Raw genomic sequence first — 19,067 nt, 5'->3', positions numbered from 1 at the left:
CAGTTCGGGCCGAGTGTCCCTCATCATGGCCGATCCCCGCCCGGGCGAGCGACAATGGCGCGGTCACACCGCCGATCCCGGGGAGTCCACCGTGTCGTTGCCCCCGCTCGTCGAACCCGCCGCCGAGCTGACCGTAGACGAGATCCGCCGCTACTCGCGCCACCTGATCATCCCGGACGTCGGGGTGGAGGGCCAGAAGCGGCTGAAGAACGCCCGGGTGCTCTGTGTCGGCGCCGGTGGCCTCGGCTCGCCGGCGCTGCTCTACCTCGCCGCGGCCGGTGTCGGCACGCTCGGCATCATCGACTTCGACACCGTCGACGAGTCGAACCTCCAGCGCCAGGTCATCCACGGCGTCTCCGACGTGGGCCGGTCCAAGGCCGAGTCGGCCGCGGCGTCGATCCGCGAGATCAACCCGCTGGTCAACGTGGAGATCCACAACACCGCGCTGGACCGGGAGAACGTCCGGGACATCTTCTCCCGGTACGACCTGATCGTCGACGGCACCGACAACTTCGCCACCCGCTACATGGTCAACGACGCGGCGGTGCTGCTCGGCAAGCCGTACGTCTGGGGTTCGATCTACCGCTTCGACGGCCAGGCGTCGGTGTTCTGGGCCGAGCACGGCCCCTGCTACCGCTGCCTCTACCCGGAGCCCCCGCCGCCCGGCATGGTCCCGTCCTGCGCCGAGGGCGGCGTGCTCGGCGTGCTCTGCGCGTCGATCGGGTCGATCCAGGTCAACGAGGCGATCAAGCTGCTCGCCGGCATCGGTGAGCCGCTCGTCGGCCGGCTGATCGTCTACGACGCCCTGGAGATGAGCTACCGCAAGATCAAGGTCCGCAAGGACCCGAACTGCGTGCTCTGCGGCGAGAACCCGACCCTCACCGACCTGATGGAGGACTACGAGGACTTCTGCGGCGCGGTCTCCGACGAGGCGCAGGAGGCGGTGGTCGACTCGACCATCACGGCGCTGGAGCTGAAGGACTGGCAGGACTCCGGCAAGGACATCTTCCTGGTCGACGTGCGTGAGCCCGCCGAGTACGAGATCGTCCGGATTCCCGGCTCGACGCTCATCCCCAAGGGCGAGATCCTGTCCGGCGAGGCGCTGGCGAAGTTCCCGCAGGACCGGCAGATCGTGCTGCACTGCAAGTCCGGCGTCCGCTCCGCCGAGGCGCTGGCCGCGCTGAAGGCGGCCGGGTTCTCCGACGCGGTGCACGTCCAGGGCGGCGTGCTCTCCTGGGTCAAGCAGATCGACCCGTCGCTGCCTTCGTACTGAGTCGTGTCGATGGGCCCGCCCGGCGTTCCGGGCGGGCCCGTCGCGCTCTCCGGGGCCGCTGGCGTGGGCATACGCCCGATCGCGGCGACCGCTGGGCCGGGTGGTCCTGACCGAGCTACCGAGGCGTAACTTCGGCCGTACCAGTACCGTCAGTGCCGTGGTCGACTTGGACGCGGCGATCGGATTCGTCGTCGCTCACGGTGACGCGGTGGACCGCGCCCGCCTCTCCCGGCTGCGCTCCGGCGCTCCGGTGCCGCCAGACGTGCTCGACGCCGCCGAGGCCGGGCAGGCGCCGGGCGGTGGCTGGCCGGCCGTCCTCGACGGCGAGGTCGCCTCCGTCGACGCCACCTGCTTCCGCCTGGCCGAGCTGGACGACCTCGGCGCGCTGGGCCGCCCGGCCGCCCGGCACGCGCTGGATTGGCTGGCCGCCCGGCAACTGCCCGACGGCGGCTGGGACGAGGACCCGTCGCTGGCCGGGCTCGCCCCCGAGTGGGCCACCCCGGGCGACCCCGAGGCCCGGCTCTACCAGACCGCCAACGCCGGGTTCTGGCTCACGGTGGCCGGACTCGACGCCCGGGCCGCCGGGCCGCTGGACCACCGGGTCGGCGGCGCGTACGCCGGTGTGGTGCAGGCGGCGGCGCAGGCGCTCGCCGCGCGGCTCGCGCCGGACGGAAGCTGGCCGTCCTTCCTGCCCGCCGGCTGGCTCGCCGCGGCGGTGCTGCACCGCCAGCAGATGTACTACGAGTCGGCGCGCATCCAGGCGGTGCTGGCCGACCGGATCCTCCGGATGTCCCCGGCCGACGTGGCGTGGCTGGCCGCCACGCTGCGCCGCGTCGACGTGGGTGAGGAGCAGTGGCTGCTGGTGTCCGCGCGCAGGCGGCTCGCCGAGACCCAGCGCAGCGACGGCGGCTGGGACAGCGACGACGGCCACCAGTTCGACGTGCACACCACGCTGCGGGCGATCCGCGCGTGCCGCCCGAACACACCCGAGGCCCCGGTGTCCGGAGCGCCGTTCGTGGTGCCGCAGACCGCCGAGTTGCCCCCGCCGCCCGCGGCGCCGGCCCCGCGCCCGCGCCGTCCGGACGTCGGACCGGATGCCACGTCCGGATCGGGGACAGCGCCTGATCCGTCGGCCGGTGTTGACGTGTCAGCCGGTCCGGATAACGGGCAGGGGCCGTGGTCCGCCTGGATCGTCACGCCCGATCTGCTCCCGGACGAGAGCGCCGGGCCGGCTGCGCATTCGGTGCCGGACCTGCCGCCCGGCCCGGTTCTGCCCGTTCGGCCTCCGGCGGTTGCGGTGCCACCAGCCGCTTCGGTGGCCCCCGGGTTGCCTCCGCTCGCCACGCCGCCACCGGCGCCCACGGCCCCGACGATCGCGTCACCGCCGCAGCCCGGCACAACCCCGCCGGTCGACCCCACCGCGCCAGCAGACGGTGATCCACTCCAGCTCGCGTAGCCCGGGCCAATGATCAACACCAGTTCGGGGAGATGGTGGCATCGGAGGCTCTGGGATGGCCCCACTTCCCCGAGCTGGCGGCCGCCCCGAGCAGCAGGACGAGGTGGTGGCGTCAGAAGCCAGATCGGGTCAGCGCAGGTGACCGTCGCCGGTCACCACGTACTTGGTGCTGGTCAGCTCCGGCAGGCCCATCGGCCCGCGCGCGTGCAGCTTCTGCGTCGAGATGCCGATCTCCGCGCCGAAACCGAACTCGCCGCCGTCGGTGAACCGGGTGGACGCGTTGACCATGACCGCGGCGGCGTCCACCCGGGCCACGAACTCACGGGCCGTCCGCTGCGAGTCGGTGACGATCGCCTCGGTGTGGCCGGTGCCGTACCGGCGGATGTGCGCGACCGCCGCGTCGAGCGAGTCGACCACCGCGACGGAGATGTCGGCGGAGAGGTACTCGGTGCCGAAGTCCTCGTCGGTGGCCGGCACCACCGCGTCGGAGTGGGCGGCGACAGCGGGCGTGCCGTGCACTGTCACCCCGGCGTCGGCGAACGCGGCCAGCACCGCCGGCAGGAACGCGTCCGCGACGTCGCGGTGCACCAGCAGCGACTCGGCGGTGTTGCAGGTGGACAGGCGCTGGGTCTTGGCGTTCAGCGTGATCGCCAGGGCCTTGCCGAGGTCGGCGGCGGCGTCCACGTAGACGTGGCAGTTGCCCACGCCGGTCTCGATCACCGGCACCGTCGACTCCTCGACGACGGCGCGGATCAGCGACGCGCCGCCGCGCGGGATCAGCACGTCGACCAGGCCGCGGGCGCGCATCAGCTCCTTGACCGAGTCGCGCGTGCTGGAGTCGAGCAGCTGCACCGCGTCCGCCGGCAGGCCGGCGCCGGAGACCGCGTCGCGCAGCACCGCGACCAGCGCCGCGTTGGAGTGCGCGGCCGACGAGGAGCCGCGCAGCAGCGCCGCGTTCCCGGACTTCAGGCAGATCCCGGCGGCGTCGACTGTCACGTTCGGCCGCCCCTCGTAGACGATCCCGACCACCCCGAACGGCACCCGCACCTGACGCAGCTCCAGGCCGTTCGGCAGCGTCGAGCCGCGTACCACCTCACCCACCGGGTCGGGCAGCGCGGCCATCTGGCGCAGCGCGTCGGCGATGGCCACCACCCGGCCCTCGTCGAGCGCGAGCCGGTCCAGCACCGCCGCCGACAGTCCGGCGTCGCGCCCGGCCGCCAGGTCCGCCGCGTTCGCCGCCAGGACCTCCGGGGTACGCGCCACGAGCGCGTCGGCCATCGCGTGCAGCGCGGCGTCCTTGACGGTACGGGTGGCCGTGGCCAGTGCTTCCGCCGCGTCCCGGGCTCGCCGGGCCTGCTCGACGACGCTCATCGTGCGTACTCCTTCGGAGGTTTTTTTAAGGAGGGGCCCCTTATTAACAGACGTCTGTTAATAAGGGGCCCTTGCTTACAGCAGGACCAGGTCGTCGCGGTGGACGACCTCACGTTCGTACGCCGGGCCGAGCGCCGCGGCGAGTTCGGAGGTGGACCGGCCGAGCAGGCCGGGCAGCTCCACCGCGTCGTAGTTGACCAGGCCCCGGGCCACCGGCGCGCCCGCGGTGTCGACCAGGTCCACCGGGTCTCCGGCGGTGAACGCGCCGTCGACGGCGGTGATGCCGGCGGGCAGCAGTGACTTGCGTCGGCCGACCACCGCCTGCACCGCGCCCGGGTCGAGGTGCAGCCGGCCGCGGGGGGCGGTGGCGTGCGCCAGCCAGAACAGACGGGCGGCGGGGCGGCGGCTGCTCGGGTGGAAGTACGTGCCGACCGGCTCCCCGGCCAGCGCCGGCGCGGCCAGCGGCGCGGCGGTGAGCACCACCGGGATGCCGAACCCGGTGGCGATGCGGGCCGCCTCGACCTTCGTCACCATGCCGCCGGTGCCCACCCCGGCGCGACCGGCCCCGCCCACGTCCACGCCCGCGAGATCGCCCTCGCCGTGCACCTCGGTGATCCGGGTGCTGCCGGGGCGGGCCGGGTCGCCGGTCCAGAGCGCGTCGACGTCGGAGAGCAGCACCAGCAGGTCGGCGTCGACGAGCGCGGCGACGAGCGCGGCCAGGCGGTCGTTGTCGCCGAACCGGATCTCCTCGGTGGCCACCGTGTCGTTCTCGTTGACGATCGGCACGGCGTGCAGGTCGAGCAGCTTGCGCAGCGTCCGGTACGCGTTGCGGTAGTGCGCCCGCCGGGTCACGTCGTCCACCGTGAGCAGCACCTGCCCGACGGTGCGGCCGTGTCGGGCGAACGCGGCCGCGTACCGGCCGATCAGGAGGCCCTGGCCGACGCTGGCGGCGGCCTGCTGGGTGGCCAGGTCGCGCGGGCGCCGGGGCAGCCGCAGCGGGGCGAGCCCGGCGGCGATCGCGCCGGAGGAGACCAGCACCACCTCGCGTCCGGAGGCGGCCAGGCCGCCGAGGGTGTCGACGAGCGCGTCGACCCGGGCGTCGTCGAGGCCGCCCGTCGCGGTGGTCAGCGAGGACGAACCGATCTTGACCACGATCCGCCGGGCCGAGGTGACTGCTTCGCGCACCCGACCATTCTGCGCGCTGCGGTCTGCCGCGCCGCGGCGCGTTCCCATATCGTGGCAGCTCGTGACACCTGACGAGTACGTCGAGGCGGTGCTGGAGCTGGTCGAGCGGATCCCGCCGGGGCGGGTGATGTCGTACGGGGCGGTGGCGGACGCGCTCGCCGACCGCTCGGGGCGGGCGTCGCCGCGGCTGGTCGGCTCGATCATGGCGCGGCACGGGGGCGGGGTGCCGTGGCACCGGGTGGTGAACTCGGCCGGCCGGCTGCCGCCGGGTCACGAGCGCAAGGCCCGGGAACGGCTGCTCGCCGAGGGGTGCCCGCTGCGCGGGGACCGGGTGGACCTGGCGGCGGCCTCGTGGTCGCCGGACGAGGGGTGACCCGACCGGGAGGGGGCAGCGTCGCAACGGTCGGAAGCTAGCGGATGGGGTAGACGTCTCCGCCGGTCTCAAGGAGCCCGTCCTCGACGAGGCAGGCCGCGCCGGGGAACGGGGCGGACAGCCGTCCGTCGGGGGAGAACGCCCAGCACGCCCTGGTCGTCGCGGCGAGCGCCCGGCGAGCTTCTGGCCGTCCGCTTGCAGCAGCACCTCACCCACGAGCCGGGCCGCCACCGAGCAGTCCACGTCGGCGATGGTCGTACGCCCTCGCGCCAGGTCGATCAGCTCCGCGTTCCCCTTGCGTCCCTCGTCGCGGACGAGAAGCGCATGCGACTGCTCGCGTGCCGGTGAGAAGCGGTCGACGGGGCCGAGGTCGCACTCCATCACCGGCCGGCCGCTCTGCCGCCAGAGTGTCGCTCCGGTGGTGAGGTCGAGGGCCGTCGCCCCGGTGCCGTCCCTGGCCGCGACGACCAGGACCTTCCTGTCGTGCGCGATGCCACGGCCCGTCACCGTCGACCGCCAGACCTCACGACCCGTGGGCGGGTCGACGCCGATCGAGCCGTCCTCCGTGCCGATGACGACAAGGTCGTCCTCGACGAGTAGCGGCTTCGCGCCGGGTCCTTCATGTGCCCAGGCGACCGTCCCGGTCCTGGCGTGTCGGGCGGTGCCGCCAATGATGATCAGGTCGCCCGTCCTGGCCGACTCGCCGTTCGGCCTCTGCGCGGCAGCGGGCATCTTCCACTGCGGCGGCGACTGTGGCAGACCGGCGACAGGCACGACAGCACCGGCGACGAGGACGACGGCCGCCCCCGCACTCAGCGCAAGCCTCGAAACGGTGCCACGCGCCGTCAGCACGACGACCCAGACGACGCCGCCCACCACGGCGGCGACACCGATTCCGTACGCGAGGTGGCCCCGTCGCCACACGATCGTCGCCAGGATCAGGCCCGCGCCCACGAGCACGACGAGGCCGGCGGCGGCGTATCGGCGAGGGGAAGGCACATCGTCAGCATAGGGTCGATTGATCAAGCATCCGATCGACGGACGGCCATGGTTCGGGTACGCCGGCCGCCAATGTCCTCGCCCGGAGGAGGGGATGTGACACGGGCCATAACGTGAGTAGCATTCGGCTCCATGACAGCTTCGGGCCTGCCCCGCCGGGTGCACCTCGGGTACGCGCTGGGTTCCCTGGTCACCGGCGCGTTCGGCACCGTGCCCGGGCTGCTCCTGCTGCCGTACCTCACCGACACGCTCGGCGTCGCCGCCGGGCTGGCCGCGCTGCTGGTGCTGCTGCCGAAGGCGTGGGACGTGCTGGTCAACCCGGTCGCCGGGCGCGTCTCCGACCGGACCCGCTCCCGCTGGGGCGCGCGCCGGCCGTACCTGCTCGGTGGCGGGCTGGCGCTCGCCGTGCTGTTCGCCTCGATCTTCGCCGCGCCGTTCGCCGACGGTCCGGCCGCCGCCGCGTACGTGGCGCTGGCGTTCCTGGCCACAGCCACCGCGTTCGCGTTCTTCCAGGTGCCGTACGTGGCCATGCCGGCCGAGCTGACCACCGACCCGGCGGAGCGTACCCGGTTGATGACCTGGCGGATCGCGGTGCTGGCGCTGGCCATCCTGGTCTCCGGCGCGGTGGCCCCGGCGGTGGTGACCGCGGGCGGCGACGGCATTCCCGGCCACCGGTGGATGGGCCTGTTCGTGGCCGCGCTGATCGTCGCCGGCACCGTCGGCGTGTTCCTCGGCACCCGGTCCGCGCCGACCGGGACGGTGGGGGAGAGCGAACCGAGCCTGCGCGCCCAGCTCGCCGTCGCCACCGGCAACCGGCCGTTCCGGGTGCTGCTGATCTGCTTCGTGATCCAGTCCGCCGGGGTGGCCACCGTGCTGGCCGGGGTGAAGTACTTCGCCGACCAGGTGCTGCGCGAGCCGGACAGCGGCCCGACGCTGCTGTTCGCCTGCTTCGTCGCGCCTGCGCTGCTGGTCATGCCGCTCTGGTCCCGGGCCGGTGCCCGGCTGGGCAAGCGGACGTCGCTGGTCGCCGCGTCGCTGATCTTCGCGGCGGGGGCGCTGGCCCTGGTCGCCGCGCCCGCGCTGCCCGCCGCCGCGGCCTACGCGGTGGTCGCGGTGATCGGCGTCGGGTACGCGGGCCAGCAGGTGTTCGCGCTGGCCATGCTGCCGGACTGCATCGCGTACGACACCGCGCGCACCGGGCGGCGGCAGGCCGGGGTGTTCACCGGGTTGTGGACCGCCGGGGAGACGTTCGGCCTGGCGCTGGGGCCGGGCATCTACGGGCTCGTGCTCCAGCTCTCCGGCTACGTCTCCTCGTCCACCGGGACCGCCGCCGTCCAGTCGGACACGGCCCGGCTCGGCGTGCTGCTCGGCTTCACGGTGCTGCCCGCCGCGCTGGTGGCGGTCCCGCTGGTGCTGCTGCGCGGCTACACCCTGACCCCGGCCCAGCTGGCCACCGCGTCCGAAGCCACCGCGCCCGGGGCCACCAGGACCGATGCCACCGCGTCGTCCGCCGCCGCACCTGGGGCCGACGGCGCAGCACCGGCCGCGCGGGCGTGAGCACGCACTGTCCGCCCGGCCCGTCCACGAGAGGAACCACCCGATGACCGACACGGCAGACGTGGGCGCGCTGCCCGCGCGGGGGATGCCCGCGGCAGACGTACTGGGCGAGATCCGCGCGCTGCGGGCCGCCGACCGTCCGACGCACGGCGGGCGGCTGTTCGCGTACGTCTACGACCCCGGCGTGGCCGGGCTGGACGCGCTGGCGCAGGCCGCGTACGCGGAGAGCGCGCACGTCAACGGCCTCGACCCGACCGCGTTCCCGTCGCTGCTGGCGATGGAGAACGCGCTCGTCGGCGCCGCCGCCCGGCTGCTCGGCGGCGGCCCCGGCACCGGCGCGCCGGACGTGGTCGGCAGCGTCACCAGCGGCGGTACCGAGTCGCTGCTGCTCGCCGTCAAGGCGGCCCGGGACGCCCGCCCCGACCTGACCGAGCCGCGGATCGTGGTGCCGGCGAGCGGGCACGCCGCGTTCGCCAAGGCGGCGCACTACCTGCGGGTCGCGCTCGACACAGTGCCTGTCGACCCGGTGACGTTGCGGCCGGACCCGGCAGCGGTGGCCGACGCGATCCGCCCGGAGACCGTGCTGGTGGTGGCATCCGCGCCGTCGTACGCGCACGGGGTGGTCGACCCGGTGGCGGAGATCGCCGCCGTCGCGCAGGCCGCCGGGGTGCGCTGTCACGTGGACGCCTGCTTCGGCGGCTGGGCGCTGCCCTGGCTGCGCCGGCTCGGCGCGCCGGTGCCGCCGTTCGACTTCGCCGTACCGGGGGTCACCTCGATCTCGGTGGACCTGCACAAGTACGCGTACGCGCCGAAGGGCGTCTCGGTGCTGCTGCACCGCGACCCGGCGCTGCGGGCGCCGCAGTTCTTCGCGTACGCGGACTGGCCCGGGTACACGATGGTCAACCCGGTGATCGCCTCGACCCGGTCCGGCGGGCCGATCGCCGCCGCGTACGCCACACTCCGCCACCTCGGCGAGGACGGCTACCTGCGGCTGGCCGCCGCCACCCGGGAGGCGGTCGGCGGGCTGGCCGACGCGGTACGGGCCACCGGCGGCCTGCGGCTGATGGCCGAACCGGAGACCACGGTCGTCTGCTTCACCAGCGCCGATCCCGGGCTCGACCTGTTCGTGCTGGTCGACGAGCTGACCGCGCGTGGCTGGCACACCCAGCCCCAGCTCACGTACGCCGATCTGCCGGCCAGCGTCCACCTCACGGTGACCGCGGCGGTGGCGCCCCGGGTGGCCGAGTTCGGCCCGGCGCTGGCCGAGGCGGCCGCGGCGGCCCGCGCCGCCGGGCCGGTCGTGCTGCCGCCGGAGCTGCTGGCGCTGGCCGGCAGCCTCACGCCGGAGGCGCTCACCCCCGAACTGGTGGCCGGGCTCGCCGGCGGGCTCGGCCTGGCCGGCGGCGCCGGGGTGCCGGACCGGATGGCGGTGGTGAACACGCTGCTCGACGCCGCTCCGGCGCGGCTGCGGGAACGGCTGCTCGCCGAGTTCGTCGGGCTGCTCCAGCGCCCGGCCTGGTGACACGGCGACGCCCGGCCGGCGCGTGAGCACCGGCCGGGCGTGCGGGCGACGGTCAGTTCGCGGCGGCCGCGGTGACAGTGAACGACGTGGTGTTGTCCGACGGGTCCACGTCCTGCGGGTCCTCAGCCCCCCAGAAGTAGTTCCCCTTCAGGGTGAAGGTGCCGCTGCCCAGCTCGCCGGCCGCAGTGCCGGCGGGCGCACTGAGGAAGACGTCGAAGGTCCGCTCCTCGCCGGGCATGAACCGGCCGCCCGGCACGGTGAACCCGTTCGGGAAGCTCGGCATGTCCTGCGGCTCGATGTGGTCGACCTGCACTCCCGCGGGCAGGGCGGCGGTGACGTCGACGGCGAAGGTCGGCGCGTCGTTGCCGTAGCGCACGGTGACCGGCATCCGGCCGAGCAGGGTGCCGTCCGGCTGCGGGGTCAGCGTCACCGCGCTGCCCCGGATGCTGAGGTCGGTGTCGACGGCCTGCACGTACGGGCGCGGGTTGCGCAGGCTGCCGCTGGTGGAGCGGAAGAGGGTGGTGAAGCCGGTGGCGTCGGAAGCCGCGGCGGCGCCTTCCGGGAGGACCTCGATCCGCCCGCCGTTCGCGACCATCGGGTAGCTGCGCGCGGTGGTCCAGACGTGGAAGCCCAGCCGGAAGGTGAGGCTCCTGCCGGCCTCGATCCGCTCGCCCCCGCAGCTCATCACCAGCCGGTTCTCCACCAGACGGGTGTAGAAGCAGCCACCGCCGGGCTCCACGGAGGTGAACGACGCCCCCGCCGGCTCGGTGAGGATCAGGCTCACCGACGTCGCGGTCGACCGCCGGTTGGTCACCGTCGCGGTGAGCGTCCCGACGTACCCCCGGTCGGTCGGGTCGAGGACGAGCCGCTGCGCCGTGACGTCGACGCGGCCGGCGGTGGCGGCGCTCGGCGCGGCGGCGGCCGGCGCGGCCAGGGTGATCAGTGCGGCGGCCCCACCGAGCAGTGCGGTGGCGATCCGTGCCGTACGTGTGGTCATGCTGTTCCTCCCGTGATTCCCCGTTGCCGGACGGCGGCATCTCCGTCCGTCCGATGCTCGTGACACGTCCCAATCGGACGGTCGGTTGCGGATCAGATCTGTCGGTCAGCCGACTGAGGTGAGCTTGACCTCGTTGTCCTTCCAGGTCAGGTCGTTCCAGTACCGCTCCTGCGAGTCGATGTGGATCGTCCGCAGCGTCGGCGGCTCATCGGCGTTCGCCGGATGGTCGAACGTGAACGTGTACGTCCTGCTCGCGCCCACCGACAGGGTGTCCAGCACGCAGGCGATGCTCCCGTCGAGACGCACGTTCCGGCACCGGTCCAGGGCGGACCCGTTCGGTCTCGTGTAGTCGTACCAACCGGTGAACCCGAGCTGGCGCACGCTCACCGGCCCGTGGTTCACCACCGTCACGGTGACCGTGACCTTCCGGATCCCCTCCTCGTCCGGCGGCCCGGCCACGACGTCGCGGGCGGTCATCGTGAGGTCGGTCAGACGGGGGTCGGTGCCGAACTTCGTGGGTCCGTCGACCTGCCGGAACCGTTCACCGTTCCAGGCGTACGTCCGCCACTGCCGTTGCGGCGTCCATGGCGGCGTGCCGCAGCAGGGCTGGATGTCGGCGACGTGCGCCCGGACCTCCCCGCCGTCCCGTACCGAGAACTCGGTGATGTCACCCATGCCCTCACGGGTGCCGACCACCCGGCCCATGGTGACGATCCGGCCGTCCCCGTCCCGGTCGAAGGCGAGCACCTGCTTGCCCGATGCCTCGCCGTAGCGGCAGGCGACGAGGACGACGGTCTCGTTCGCGCCGTCATCGTCGAGGTCGGCGTACTCCGGCCCGGCGAGCAGCGTCGGGACCGATTCGTCCTGCGGGCCGTACCGGAGCCGGACGTCGTCACTGACGCAGGTCTTCGGTGCGTCCGGCCAGGACACGAGGTCGAGTCGGGCCGCGAGCAGCTGGGGTCGGGTGATCCGTCCGTCCGGAGCGGCCGGGGTCGAGCCGGCCGGGCTCGCTGGCGGCGTCGACGGGGGCGGCGACGTGCTCTCGGACGGGGTCGGGGTGACGGTCTGCGCGGGCGCGGGGGGCGGTCCGGGCCGCCGGTCCAGGGCGGCGTTCGCGCCCACCGGGATCACCACGGCGAGCACCACGGCCGCCGCGGTGACCACGGCTGTCCGCCGCCGGCGGCGCCGGACCGTGTGCCGGACCGCGGCCGTCCCGGCCGGGTGCACCACCGGGGCGTACGCCGCGCGGAACTCGGCGAACTCGCCGCCGACCAGGATGTCGTCGGGCTCAGTCATTGTGGTTCACCTCGCTCGTGGTGGTGAGCTTCGCCGCCAGCGCGGCCCGCCCCCGATACAGCCAGGACTTGACGGTGCCCTCGGGCACGTCCTCCTGCGCCGCGATCTGCGCGACGCTGAGATCGGCCAGGTAGTGCAGGACCACGGCGCGGCGCTGATGGGCCGGCAGCTCGGACAGCGCGGCGGTCAGCGCGACCCGGTCCGGACCCGGCCCCGGCACGTACTCCTCGCGCTGCCGGTGCAGCCACGCCTGGGCCGTCCGCAGCCGCCGCCAGCGGCTGGTGGCCAGGTTCCAGGCCACCCGGCGGACCCAGGCCACCGGGTCGTCGTAGCGGGACACCCGGGACCAGCGGGCGAACGCCCGGCAGAACGCCTCCTGCACCATGTCCTGCGCCTGGGACAGGTCACCGCAGTAGGCGGTGAGCTGAATCGTCAGGGACCGGAAGTGTGCGTGGTAGAGCCCGTCGAAGTCGACCGCCTCGCGCCCCTCGGCGCGCCTCGCTGTCCCCTCGGGTGGCTCGTCGAGCATCGGCTCCCTCGTCACCGTCATCTGGTCCTCCCCGTGTGCGTACCGCCGACGCGGTCACGCGGGTCACACGCCCTGACGCCCGTACCGGTTGCGGAGGTTGCCGATCCGGGCGCTGTGGTTGACTGTCGGTTCAGGGACAGCGGGATTTCGTAGACAGGGGAGGCCCGAGGTGCAGGTGCCGGCCGTGCTCGGCGAGCCGATCCGGTTCGTGCTGAACTGGGGCCGCCGCTACTCGCTCTGGGTCTTCAACTTCGGCCTGGCCTGCTGCGCCATCGAGTTCATCGCGACCAGCATGGGCCGGCACGACTTCATGCGACTCGGCGTGATCCCGTTCGCCCACGGGCCCCGGCAGGCCGACCTCATGGTGGTCAGCGGCACCGTCACCGACAAGATGGCCCCGGCGGTCAAGCGGCTCTACGACCAGATGCCCGAGCCGAAGTACGTGATCTCGTTCGGCGCCTGCTCCAACTGCGGCGGCCCGTACTGGGACTCCTACTCGGTGACGAAGGGCGTCGACCAGCTCATCCCGGTCGACGTGTACGTGCCCGGCTGCCCGCCCCGCCCGGAGGCGCTGCTGCACGGCATCCTCCGCCTGCAGGAGAAGATCGCCGCCGAGCAGTCCGGCGTCGGTGGGGTGCCGCGCCCGGACGCGCTCACCTCCCCGGCGGACGCTGTGGCGCGGCCGGTCGAGGCGCTCATCGCACCCCCGGTACGTCCGCCGGTCGGCTGAGCCGTCAGGTGGCGACGCGGGGCTAGCCTGCGGCTCATGACCGAACCCGCGGAGGAGCGCTCCGCATTCATCATCGACGTGCTGACCGAGGAGTTCGGCGCGTCCATGGCGATCGACCCGGCGGCGTTCCGCCGCAAGTTCCGCAAGATGGCGGCGTCACCGTTCGCCTTCTACCGGGGCAGCGCCGCGCTGTTCTACGCCGACCAGCGCGGCGACTTCGGCAGCGACCGGTTCCTCGACGAGCGGACCAGCCGGGTGTGGATCCACGGTGACCTGCACGCCGAGAACTTCGGCACGTACATGAACGCCTCCGGGCAGCTCGTGTTCAACGTCAACGACTTCGACGAGGCGTACGTCGGGCCGTTCACCTGGGACCTGAAGCGCTTCGCCGCGAGCGTGGCGCTGCTCGGCTACGCCAAGGCGCTCTCCGACCGGGTGATCGGCGAGCTGGTGACCGGTTTCGCCCGGTCGTACCTGGCCGAGCTGCGGGCCATCGCCGCGGGCGGGGACGACGCGATCGGCTCGATCACGCTCGACAACGCCGACGGCGTGCTGCGCCGCGTGCTCCAGCAGGCGCGGCTCAACACCCGGGTGGACCTGCTCGCCGCCCAGACCACCATCGACAACTACGAGCGCCGGTTCTCCCTCGGCGACGGCGTGTACGAGATCGACGACGCCATCCGGGAGAAGGTGTGCGGGGCGTTCGCCGACTACCTGCACACGCTGCCGGACTCGACCACCCGGATGCGCCCGGTCGCCGCGAGCATCAAGGACGTGGTGCTGCGCAAGGGCGTCGGTATCGGGTCGGCCGGGCTGCCGTCGTACAACCTGCTGCTGGAGGGGCACACCCAGGCGCTGGAGAACGACGTCGTCATCTACATGAAGCAGGCGCAGGTGCCGGCCGTGGCGCGGTACGTCGACGACGAGCGGGTCCGGTCGTACTTCCGGCACCAGGGGCACCGCACCGCCGAGTCGCAGCGCGCGTTGCAGGCGCACGCCGACCCGTGGCTGGGCTTCACCGAGCTGGACGGCGTCGGGCAGCTCGTCGCCGAGGTGTCCCCGTACGCGGCGGACCTGGACTGGGCCGACGTGAACGAGCCGGAGGAACTGGCCGGCGTGCTCGCCGATCTGGGCCGGGCGGTGGCCCGGATGCACTCGGTCGCGGACGACGAGTCCAGCCACGACCTGGTCGACTACTCCACCGAGGAGGCGATCGTCGCAGTGGTCGACGCCGAACCGGAGGCGTTCGTCGACTACCTGGTCGACTTCGGGCACCGGTACGGGATCCGGGCGCGCGAGGACCACCAGCTCTTCGTGGACCTGTTCCGCAACGGCCGGCTACCCGGCATCTGAGCGGGCCGGGGTGCCGGCGCCGGCGTCCCGCCTCACTGCGTGAAGTCCAGCACCGCCTTGATGTCCTCGCCGATCCGGGCGTACGCCTCGCGGTAGTTCGACAGCGGCACCCGGCGGGTGATCAGCGACGTCAGCCACGACCGGTCGGCCCGGGCGAGCGCCTCGGCCGCCAGCTCCCAGTGCCGGCGGCCGGCGTTCACCGAGCCGAACACCACGTTGTTCTCCAGCACCAGATCCCGGTTGAGCGCCCCGGCGTCGAAGTTGATGGTCCGGCCGCCGCTGGACACACCGGTGAGGCAGACGATGCCAGTGGGCGCGGCCTTGCACATCGCGTCCAGCACGACGGTGGGCGCGCCGGTGCACTCGATCACCACGTCCGGTTTCACGTCCAGCTCGGGCACCGGCGCGGTGTGGTACGTGGCCCCGAGCGCGCGGACCAGCTCCGGTTTCGGCCCGGTGGTGTTGCGGTCCAGCACGTGCACCGACAGCCCGCGCTGGCTACCCAGCAGCGCGGCCAGCAGCCCGATCGGCCCGGCGCCGGTCACCAGGACGGTCATCGGTTTCCACTCGGCCCGGCGGCCGATCCGCTCGATGTGGTCCCACGCCTTCGCCACCACGCTCGTCGGCTCCAGCAGCACGCCCACCGAGGCGAGCGCCGGGTCCAGGCCGACGGCGAACTTGGGCTGCAACCGCCAGCGTTCCCGCGCGAAGCCGGGCAGCGCCTTGATGCCGTGCTCGGTGTACTGCCCGTTGCGGCACATGTCCCACTCGTCCACCGCGCAGTTCGCGCACGGCACCGGGTCGGGGTGCCGGACCACGCCGGCGACCAGGTCGCCGACCTGCAACGTGCCGGTCGGGTCCTCCAGCACGCGGCCCAGCGACTCGTGCCCGAGCACCAGCCGCTCCTGGCCCGGCGGCGCCTCGCCGTACTCGCCTGCCACGATCTCGTGGTCGGTGCCGCAGACGCCCACCGCCAGCGCCTCGACCAGGATCGCGCCCTCCTCGGGTGGCGGCTCGGGCCAGTCCTCGGCGAGCCGCAGCGAATCCGGGACACCGGGGGTCACAGTCACAGCGCGCACGAACCTCATCTTTCCGCGCGCTGCCGCCGCCCGTCCGGCAAAGCGGCGATCCCGGCACGGGCGGCCCGACCCGGCCCGCAGCCGTCGGCCATAGGATCAGCGCATGACTCCGGAAGAGGTCGGCCGGCGAGTGGTCGCGCTGCTCGCGCCCGTCGAGGCCACCGCATCCGTCTCCGGCGGTCAGGGGTACGCCCGCGCCACCGTCGACGTACCCCCGGCGAGCTGGGCGGACGCGGTGCGCGCGGCACGCGACGACGCCGAGCTGGGCCTGGATTTCCTGGACTGGCTGTCGGCGGTGGACGAGCTGGCCGACGGCTTCGACGTGGTGCTGCACCTCTGGTCGGTCCGGCACCGGCACGGCCTGCTGCTGCGTACCCGGGTGCCCCGGGACACGCCGGTGGTCGCGTCGGTGGTCGACCTGTTCCCCGGCGCCGCGTGGCACGAGCGCGAGACGCACGAGATGTTCGGCATCGACTTCGCCGGCCACGGCGAGCTGCGGCCGCTGCTGCTGCCACCGGAGTTCGAGGGGCACCCGCTGCGCAAGGAGTTCGTCCTCGCCTCCCGGGTCGCGAAGCCGTGGCCCGGCGCGAAGGAACCGGGCGAGTCGGAGGCCGGCGGCGGCCGCCGGCCGGTCCGGCCGCCGGGCGTGCCCGCGCCGGGTGAGTGGGGCACGACGCCCACGCCGGCGGGTGCGGCCGGCGCCGGTGAGGGCCCCCGAGGGGGTACGCCGGCGCGTCCGGCCCGGGAACGCCCGGCGCGGCCCGCTCCGGGGGAGCGTCCAACGCGGCCTGCCGCTGGCGAGCGTCCTGCGCGGCCCGCTCCCGGCGAGCGCCCGGGACGGTCTGCTCCTGGTGAGCGTCCGGCTCGGCCCGCTGTTTCCGGCGAGGGGCCAGCGAGGCCGACCGCCGGTGACGGTGAGGCGCGGCCCGCTGCCGGGGATGCTCCGGAGCCGCCCGCTTCCGGGGAGCCCGGGGCGGGGTCCGCTGCTGCTCCTGCGGCCGGTGAGGCGGGTCCGCTCGGGCGGCCGCTGCCGGGGGAACGGCCGACCGGGCCGCCCCGCCAGGAGCCGGACCTCGACGCGGCGGGGGAGAGCTGATGCCGGACTGGTTGGAGCTGGTCCTGCGGGTAGCAGGGGTGCTCGTCGCGTTCCTCACCCTGCCGCTGATCGTGGGTCAGGCCGAACACAAGGTGATGGCGCACATGCAGGGCCGGCTGGGCCCGATGTACGCGGGCGGCTTCCACGGCTGGGCGCAACTGGTGGCCGACGGCATCAAGTTCGTGCAGAAGGAGGACGTCACCCCGCGCGACGCGGACCGGCCGGTGTTCCGGCTGGCGCCCGCTGTGGCGCTGGTGCCGTACCTGCTGGTGCTGCTCGTCATCCCGCTCGGTCCGGGTGACCTGGTCGCCCAGCCGCTGGACATCGGCCTGTTCTTCGTGCTCGCCGTGGTGGGCGTCGGGGTGCTGGCCGTGCTCATGTCCGCGTGGGCGTCGGCGAACAAGTACAGCCTGCTCGGCGGGCTGCGCGGCGCGGCCCAGCTGCTCGGGTACGAGCTGCCGCTGGTGCTGGCCGCCGCCTCGGTGGCGATGGCGGCGGGCACGCTCAGCCTGCCGGGCATCGTGGAGGCGTGGCGGCCGTGGTGGCTGCTGTGGCAGGCGCCGGCCATGGTGATCTTCTTCGTGGCGGGGCTGGCGGAGATCCGCCGTCCGCCGTTCGACATGCCGGTGGCCGACTCCGAGCTGGTCTTCGGCTACATGACCGAGTACACCGGCCTGCGGTTCGCGTTCTTCCTGCTCGCCGAGTACGTGGGCATCGTGGTGATCGCGGCGCTGACCACCGTGCTGTTCCTCGGCGGGTGGCAGGGCCCGTTCGCCGACGCGCAGCTCGGCTGGCTGTGGACGCTGCTCAAGGTCTTCGCCGTCGCCTTCGTGATCATCTGGCTGCGGGTGAGCTACCCGAGGCTGCGCGAGGACCAGCTCCAGCGCCTCTGCTGGCTGGTCCTGGTCCCCCTGGCCCTGGCCCAGCTCGTCCTGACCGCCGCAGTCCGCCTGGCCCTCTAACCCCCGCCCGCCCCCTCCCTCTCCCCGGCGATCTTGCACTTTCTGCCCCGACAAAGGGGGCAAGACGCCCAGGTCCGGGGCCCAAAGTGCAAGATCGCCGGGGGCGGGGCGGGCGGGGCGGGCGGGGGTCAGCGCAAAGGGGTGTGGGTCGGGTCTACGCGCTCGGGCTCGGGTGGGGGCGGGGGTGGGGTGCCGTCGCCGAAGGGGCGGCCGCCCAGCTCCTCCCGGCCGTGCGGGGTGAGCCAGTTGCTCAGGTCGGGGCCCAGCGGCACGATGCCCGTCGGGTTGATGTCCCGGTGGACCTCGTAGTAGTGCCGCTTGATGTGGTCGAAGTCGATGGTGTCGCCGAACCCGGGCGTGGTGAACAGGTCCCGGGCGTACGCCCACAGCACCGGCATCTCGCTGAGCTTCTGCCGGTTGCACTTGAAGTGCCCGTGGTAGACCGGGTCGAAGCGGACGAGCGTGGTGAACAGCCGTACGTCCGCCTCGGTGATCGTGTCGCCGACCAGGTACCGCTGACCGGCCAGCCGCTCGCTCAGCCAGTCCAGCCGGTCGAACAGCCGGTGGTACGCCTTGTCGTACGCCTCCTGGCTGCCGGCGAAGCCGCACCGGTAGACGCCGTTGTTGACGTCCGCGAAGACCACCTTGTTGACCTCGTCGATCTCGCCGCGCAGGGGTTCCGGGTAGAGGTCCGGCGCGCCCGGCCGGTGGTACTCCGTCCACTCGGTCGACAGGTCGAGGCTCATCTGCGCGTAGTCGTTCGTCACCACCTGCCCGGTGGGCACGTCGACGAGCGCCGGGACGGTGATGCCGCGCTCGTAGCCGGGGAAGCGGGCGAAGTACGCGTCGGCGAGCCGCTCGATGCCCAGCACCGGGTCCTTGCCGTCCGGGTCCAGGTCGAACGTCCAGCTCCGCTTGTCGTGGGTGGGCCCGGCCACGGCCATCGAGATGGCGTCCTCCAGCCCGAGCAGCCGCCGGACGATGATCAGCCGGTTGGCCCACGGGCAGGCCCGGCTGACCGCCAGCCGGTAGCGGCCCGGCTCCACCGGCCAGCCGTTGCTTCCGTCCGCCGTGATCCGGGTGGCGATGTAGCGCTGGTCCCGGGTGAACTCGCCACCCGGCTCCACGTACTTGCCGCCGGTCCGGTCCAGGACCTCGTCGTCGCTGCCCACGCCCACCTCCGAGTTCGCTTTTCGCTCCCATCATGGTCGCTCCGGCGGCTCCCGGCAGGGCGACTGCGCCGCAGACCGGTACGACGACTGTGCCGCAGGCGGCAGGGCTACTACGCC

14 protein-coding genes and 3 pseudogenes are annotated in these 19,067 nt (G+C 73.5%); 9 read left to right on the top strand and 8 right to left on the bottom strand.

All coding sequences use genetic code 11. From position 1 onward, the window contains the following. Positions 1–25 precede the first annotated feature (25 nt). Both moeZ and Q3W68_RS28305 read left to right on the top strand, forming a co-directional pair. Entirely contained in the window at positions 26–1,273 is a 1,248-nt protein-coding gene (gene moeZ, locus Q3W68_RS12060) for an adenylyltransferase/sulfurtransferase MoeZ (RefSeq protein WP_302905470.1), read from the top strand. 145 nt (positions 1,274–1,418) lie between these two features. Further along, a pseudogene (locus tag Q3W68_RS28305) lies at positions 1,419–2,249 on the top strand (prenyltransferase/squalene oxidase repeat-containing protein); the annotation flags it as partial. 609 nt (positions 2,250–2,858) lie between these two features. Here the strand turns inward: Q3W68_RS28305 and Q3W68_RS12050 are convergent. Together Q3W68_RS12050 and proB are read right to left on the bottom strand one after the other, a co-directional pair. Further along, positions 2,859–4,100, bottom strand: a complete 1,242-nt coding sequence (locus Q3W68_RS12050; protein WP_302905468.1) for a glutamate-5-semialdehyde dehydrogenase — start codon at positions 4,098–4,100, stop codon at positions 2,859–2,861. Positions 4,101–4,175: 75 nt separating this feature from the next. Next, entirely contained in the window at positions 4,176–5,333 is a 1,158-nt protein-coding gene (gene proB, locus Q3W68_RS12045; protein WP_013288683.1) for a glutamate 5-kinase, read from the bottom strand. Positions 5,334–5,346: 13 nt separating this feature from the next. On the opposite strand from proB, the gene Q3W68_RS12040 reads away from it, so the two are divergent. After that, a complete protein-coding gene (locus Q3W68_RS12040; protein WP_302905467.1) occupies positions 5,347–5,658 on the top strand; it encodes an MGMT family protein in 312 nt (103 codons plus the stop codon). A 399-nt stretch (positions 5,659–6,057) separates the two neighbouring features. On the opposite strand, the pseudogene Q3W68_RS28300 reads toward Q3W68_RS12040, so the two are convergent. Beyond that, positions 6,058–6,390, bottom strand: a pseudogene (locus Q3W68_RS28300) (PQQ-binding-like beta-propeller repeat protein); the annotation flags it as partial. Positions 6,391–6,789: 399 nt separating this feature from the next. Between Q3W68_RS28300 and Q3W68_RS12035 the strand changes: the two are divergent. Further along, positions 6,790–8,214 carry an MFS transporter gene (locus tag Q3W68_RS12035; protein ID WP_302905466.1) on the top strand — a complete coding sequence of 475 codons (1,425 nt, stop codon included), beginning with the start codon at positions 6,790–6,792 and terminating at the stop codon, positions 8,212–8,214. Between the two features lie 43 nt (positions 8,215–8,257). Further along, positions 8,258–9,736, top strand: coding sequence for an aspartate aminotransferase family protein (locus tag Q3W68_RS12030; RefSeq protein WP_302905465.1), 1,479 nt, complete (start codon positions 8,258–8,260; stop codon positions 9,734–9,736). 52 nt (positions 9,737–9,788) lie between these two features. Here the strand turns inward: Q3W68_RS12030 and Q3W68_RS12025 are convergent, their stop codons facing one another. The 3 genes from Q3W68_RS12025 to Q3W68_RS12015 all read right to left on the bottom strand — a co-directional run bounded on the left by Q3W68_RS12025 (position 9,789) and on the right by Q3W68_RS12015 (position 12,579). Next, positions 9,789–10,733: a hypothetical protein gene (locus tag Q3W68_RS12025; RefSeq protein WP_302905464.1), complete on the bottom strand. Its 945-nt coding sequence runs from the start codon at positions 10,731–10,733 to the stop codon at positions 9,789–9,791. 105 nt (positions 10,734–10,838) lie between these two features. Further along, entirely contained in the window at positions 10,839–12,029 is a 1,191-nt protein-coding gene (locus Q3W68_RS12020) for a hypothetical protein (protein WP_302905463.1), read from the bottom strand. After that, positions 12,022–12,579, bottom strand: a complete 558-nt coding sequence (locus Q3W68_RS12015; protein ID WP_302905462.1) for a SigE family RNA polymerase sigma factor — start codon at positions 12,577–12,579, stop codon at positions 12,022–12,024. The genes Q3W68_RS12020 and Q3W68_RS12015 overlap by 8 nt, the downstream gene beginning before the upstream one ends. Positions 12,580–12,727: 148 nt before the next feature. Between Q3W68_RS12015 and Q3W68_RS12010 the strand changes: the two genes are divergently transcribed. Next, positions 12,728–13,288: an NADH-quinone oxidoreductase subunit B gene (locus Q3W68_RS12010; RefSeq protein WP_302905461.1), complete on the top strand. Its 561-nt coding sequence runs from the start codon at positions 12,728–12,730 to the stop codon at positions 13,286–13,288. Between the two features lie 36 nt (positions 13,289–13,324). Then, positions 13,325–14,641 carry a DUF2252 domain-containing protein gene (locus Q3W68_RS12005; RefSeq protein ID WP_302905460.1) on the top strand — a complete coding sequence of 439 codons (1,317 nt, stop codon included), beginning with the start codon at positions 13,325–13,327 and terminating at the stop codon, positions 14,639–14,641. A 32-nt stretch (positions 14,642–14,673) separates the two neighbouring features. On the opposite strand, the gene Q3W68_RS12000 is transcribed toward Q3W68_RS12005, so the two are convergent. Then, a complete protein-coding gene (locus tag Q3W68_RS12000; RefSeq protein ID WP_302905459.1) occupies positions 14,674–15,720 on the bottom strand; it encodes a glucose 1-dehydrogenase in 1,047 nt (348 codons plus the stop codon). A 103-nt stretch (positions 15,721–15,823) separates the two neighbouring features. Between Q3W68_RS12000 and Q3W68_RS11995 the strand changes: the two are divergent. Beyond that, positions 15,824–16,390, top strand: a pseudogene (locus Q3W68_RS11995) (NADH-quinone oxidoreductase subunit C); the annotation flags it as partial. A gap of 425 nt (positions 16,391–16,815) precedes the next feature. Continuing rightward, entirely contained in the window at positions 16,816–17,778 is a 963-nt protein-coding gene (nuoH, locus tag Q3W68_RS11990) for an NADH-quinone oxidoreductase subunit NuoH (RefSeq protein WP_302905458.1), read from the top strand. A 128-nt stretch (positions 17,779–17,906) separates the two neighbouring features. Here nuoH and Q3W68_RS11985 read toward each other — a convergent pair whose 3' ends face one another. Further along, the gene (locus Q3W68_RS11985; protein WP_302905457.1) at positions 17,907–18,950 is read right to left on the bottom strand and encodes a glutathione S-transferase family protein; all 1,044 of its coding nucleotides are present in this window, start codon (positions 18,948–18,950) and stop codon (positions 17,907–17,909) included. Positions 18,951–19,067 lie beyond the last annotated feature (117 nt).

Source organism: Micromonospora sp. C28ISP2-4 (assembly GCF_030519385.1).
GTDB lineage: Bacteria > Actinomycetota > Actinomycetes > Mycobacteriales > Micromonosporaceae > Micromonospora > Micromonospora tulbaghiae.
Note: the sequence above shows the minus strand (reverse complement) of the source record. Positions and strands in the feature narration are given on the sequence as shown.

Excerpts from the sequence above, each read along its gene's own strand:
- proB (WP_013288683.1), bottom strand. The coding sequence starts at position 5,333 with ATGGGAACGCGCCGCGGCGCGGCAGACCGCAGCGCGCAGAATGGTCGG.
- Q3W68_RS12030 (WP_302905465.1), top strand. The coding sequence starts at position 8,258 with ATGACCGACACGGCAGACGTGGGCGCGCTGCCCGCGCGGGGGATGCCC.
- Q3W68_RS12020 (WP_302905463.1), bottom strand. The coding sequence starts at position 12,029 with ATGACTGAGCCCGACGACATCCTGGTCGGCGGCGAGTTCGCCGAGTTC.
- Q3W68_RS12005 (WP_302905460.1), top strand. The coding sequence starts at position 13,325 with ATGACCGAACCCGCGGAGGAGCGCTCCGCATTCATCATCGACGTGCTG.
- moeZ (WP_302905470.1), top strand. The coding sequence starts at position 26 with ATGGCCGATCCCCGCCCGGGCGAGCGACAATGGCGCGGTCACACCGCC.
- Q3W68_RS12035 (WP_302905466.1), top strand. The coding sequence starts at position 6,790 with ATGACAGCTTCGGGCCTGCCCCGCCGGGTGCACCTCGGGTACGCGCTG.
- Q3W68_RS12015 (WP_302905462.1), bottom strand. The coding sequence starts at position 12,579 with ATGACGGTGACGAGGGAGCCGATGCTCGACGAGCCACCCGAGGGGACA.
- Q3W68_RS12050 (WP_302905468.1), bottom strand. The coding sequence starts at position 4,100 with ATGAGCGTCGTCGAGCAGGCCCGGCGAGCCCGGGACGCGGCGGAAGCA.
- Q3W68_RS12025 (WP_302905464.1), bottom strand. The coding sequence starts at position 10,733 with ATGACCACACGTACGGCACGGATCGCCACCGCACTGCTCGGTGGGGCC.
- nuoH (WP_302905458.1), top strand. The coding sequence starts at position 16,816 with ATGCCGGACTGGTTGGAGCTGGTCCTGCGGGTAGCAGGGGTGCTCGTC.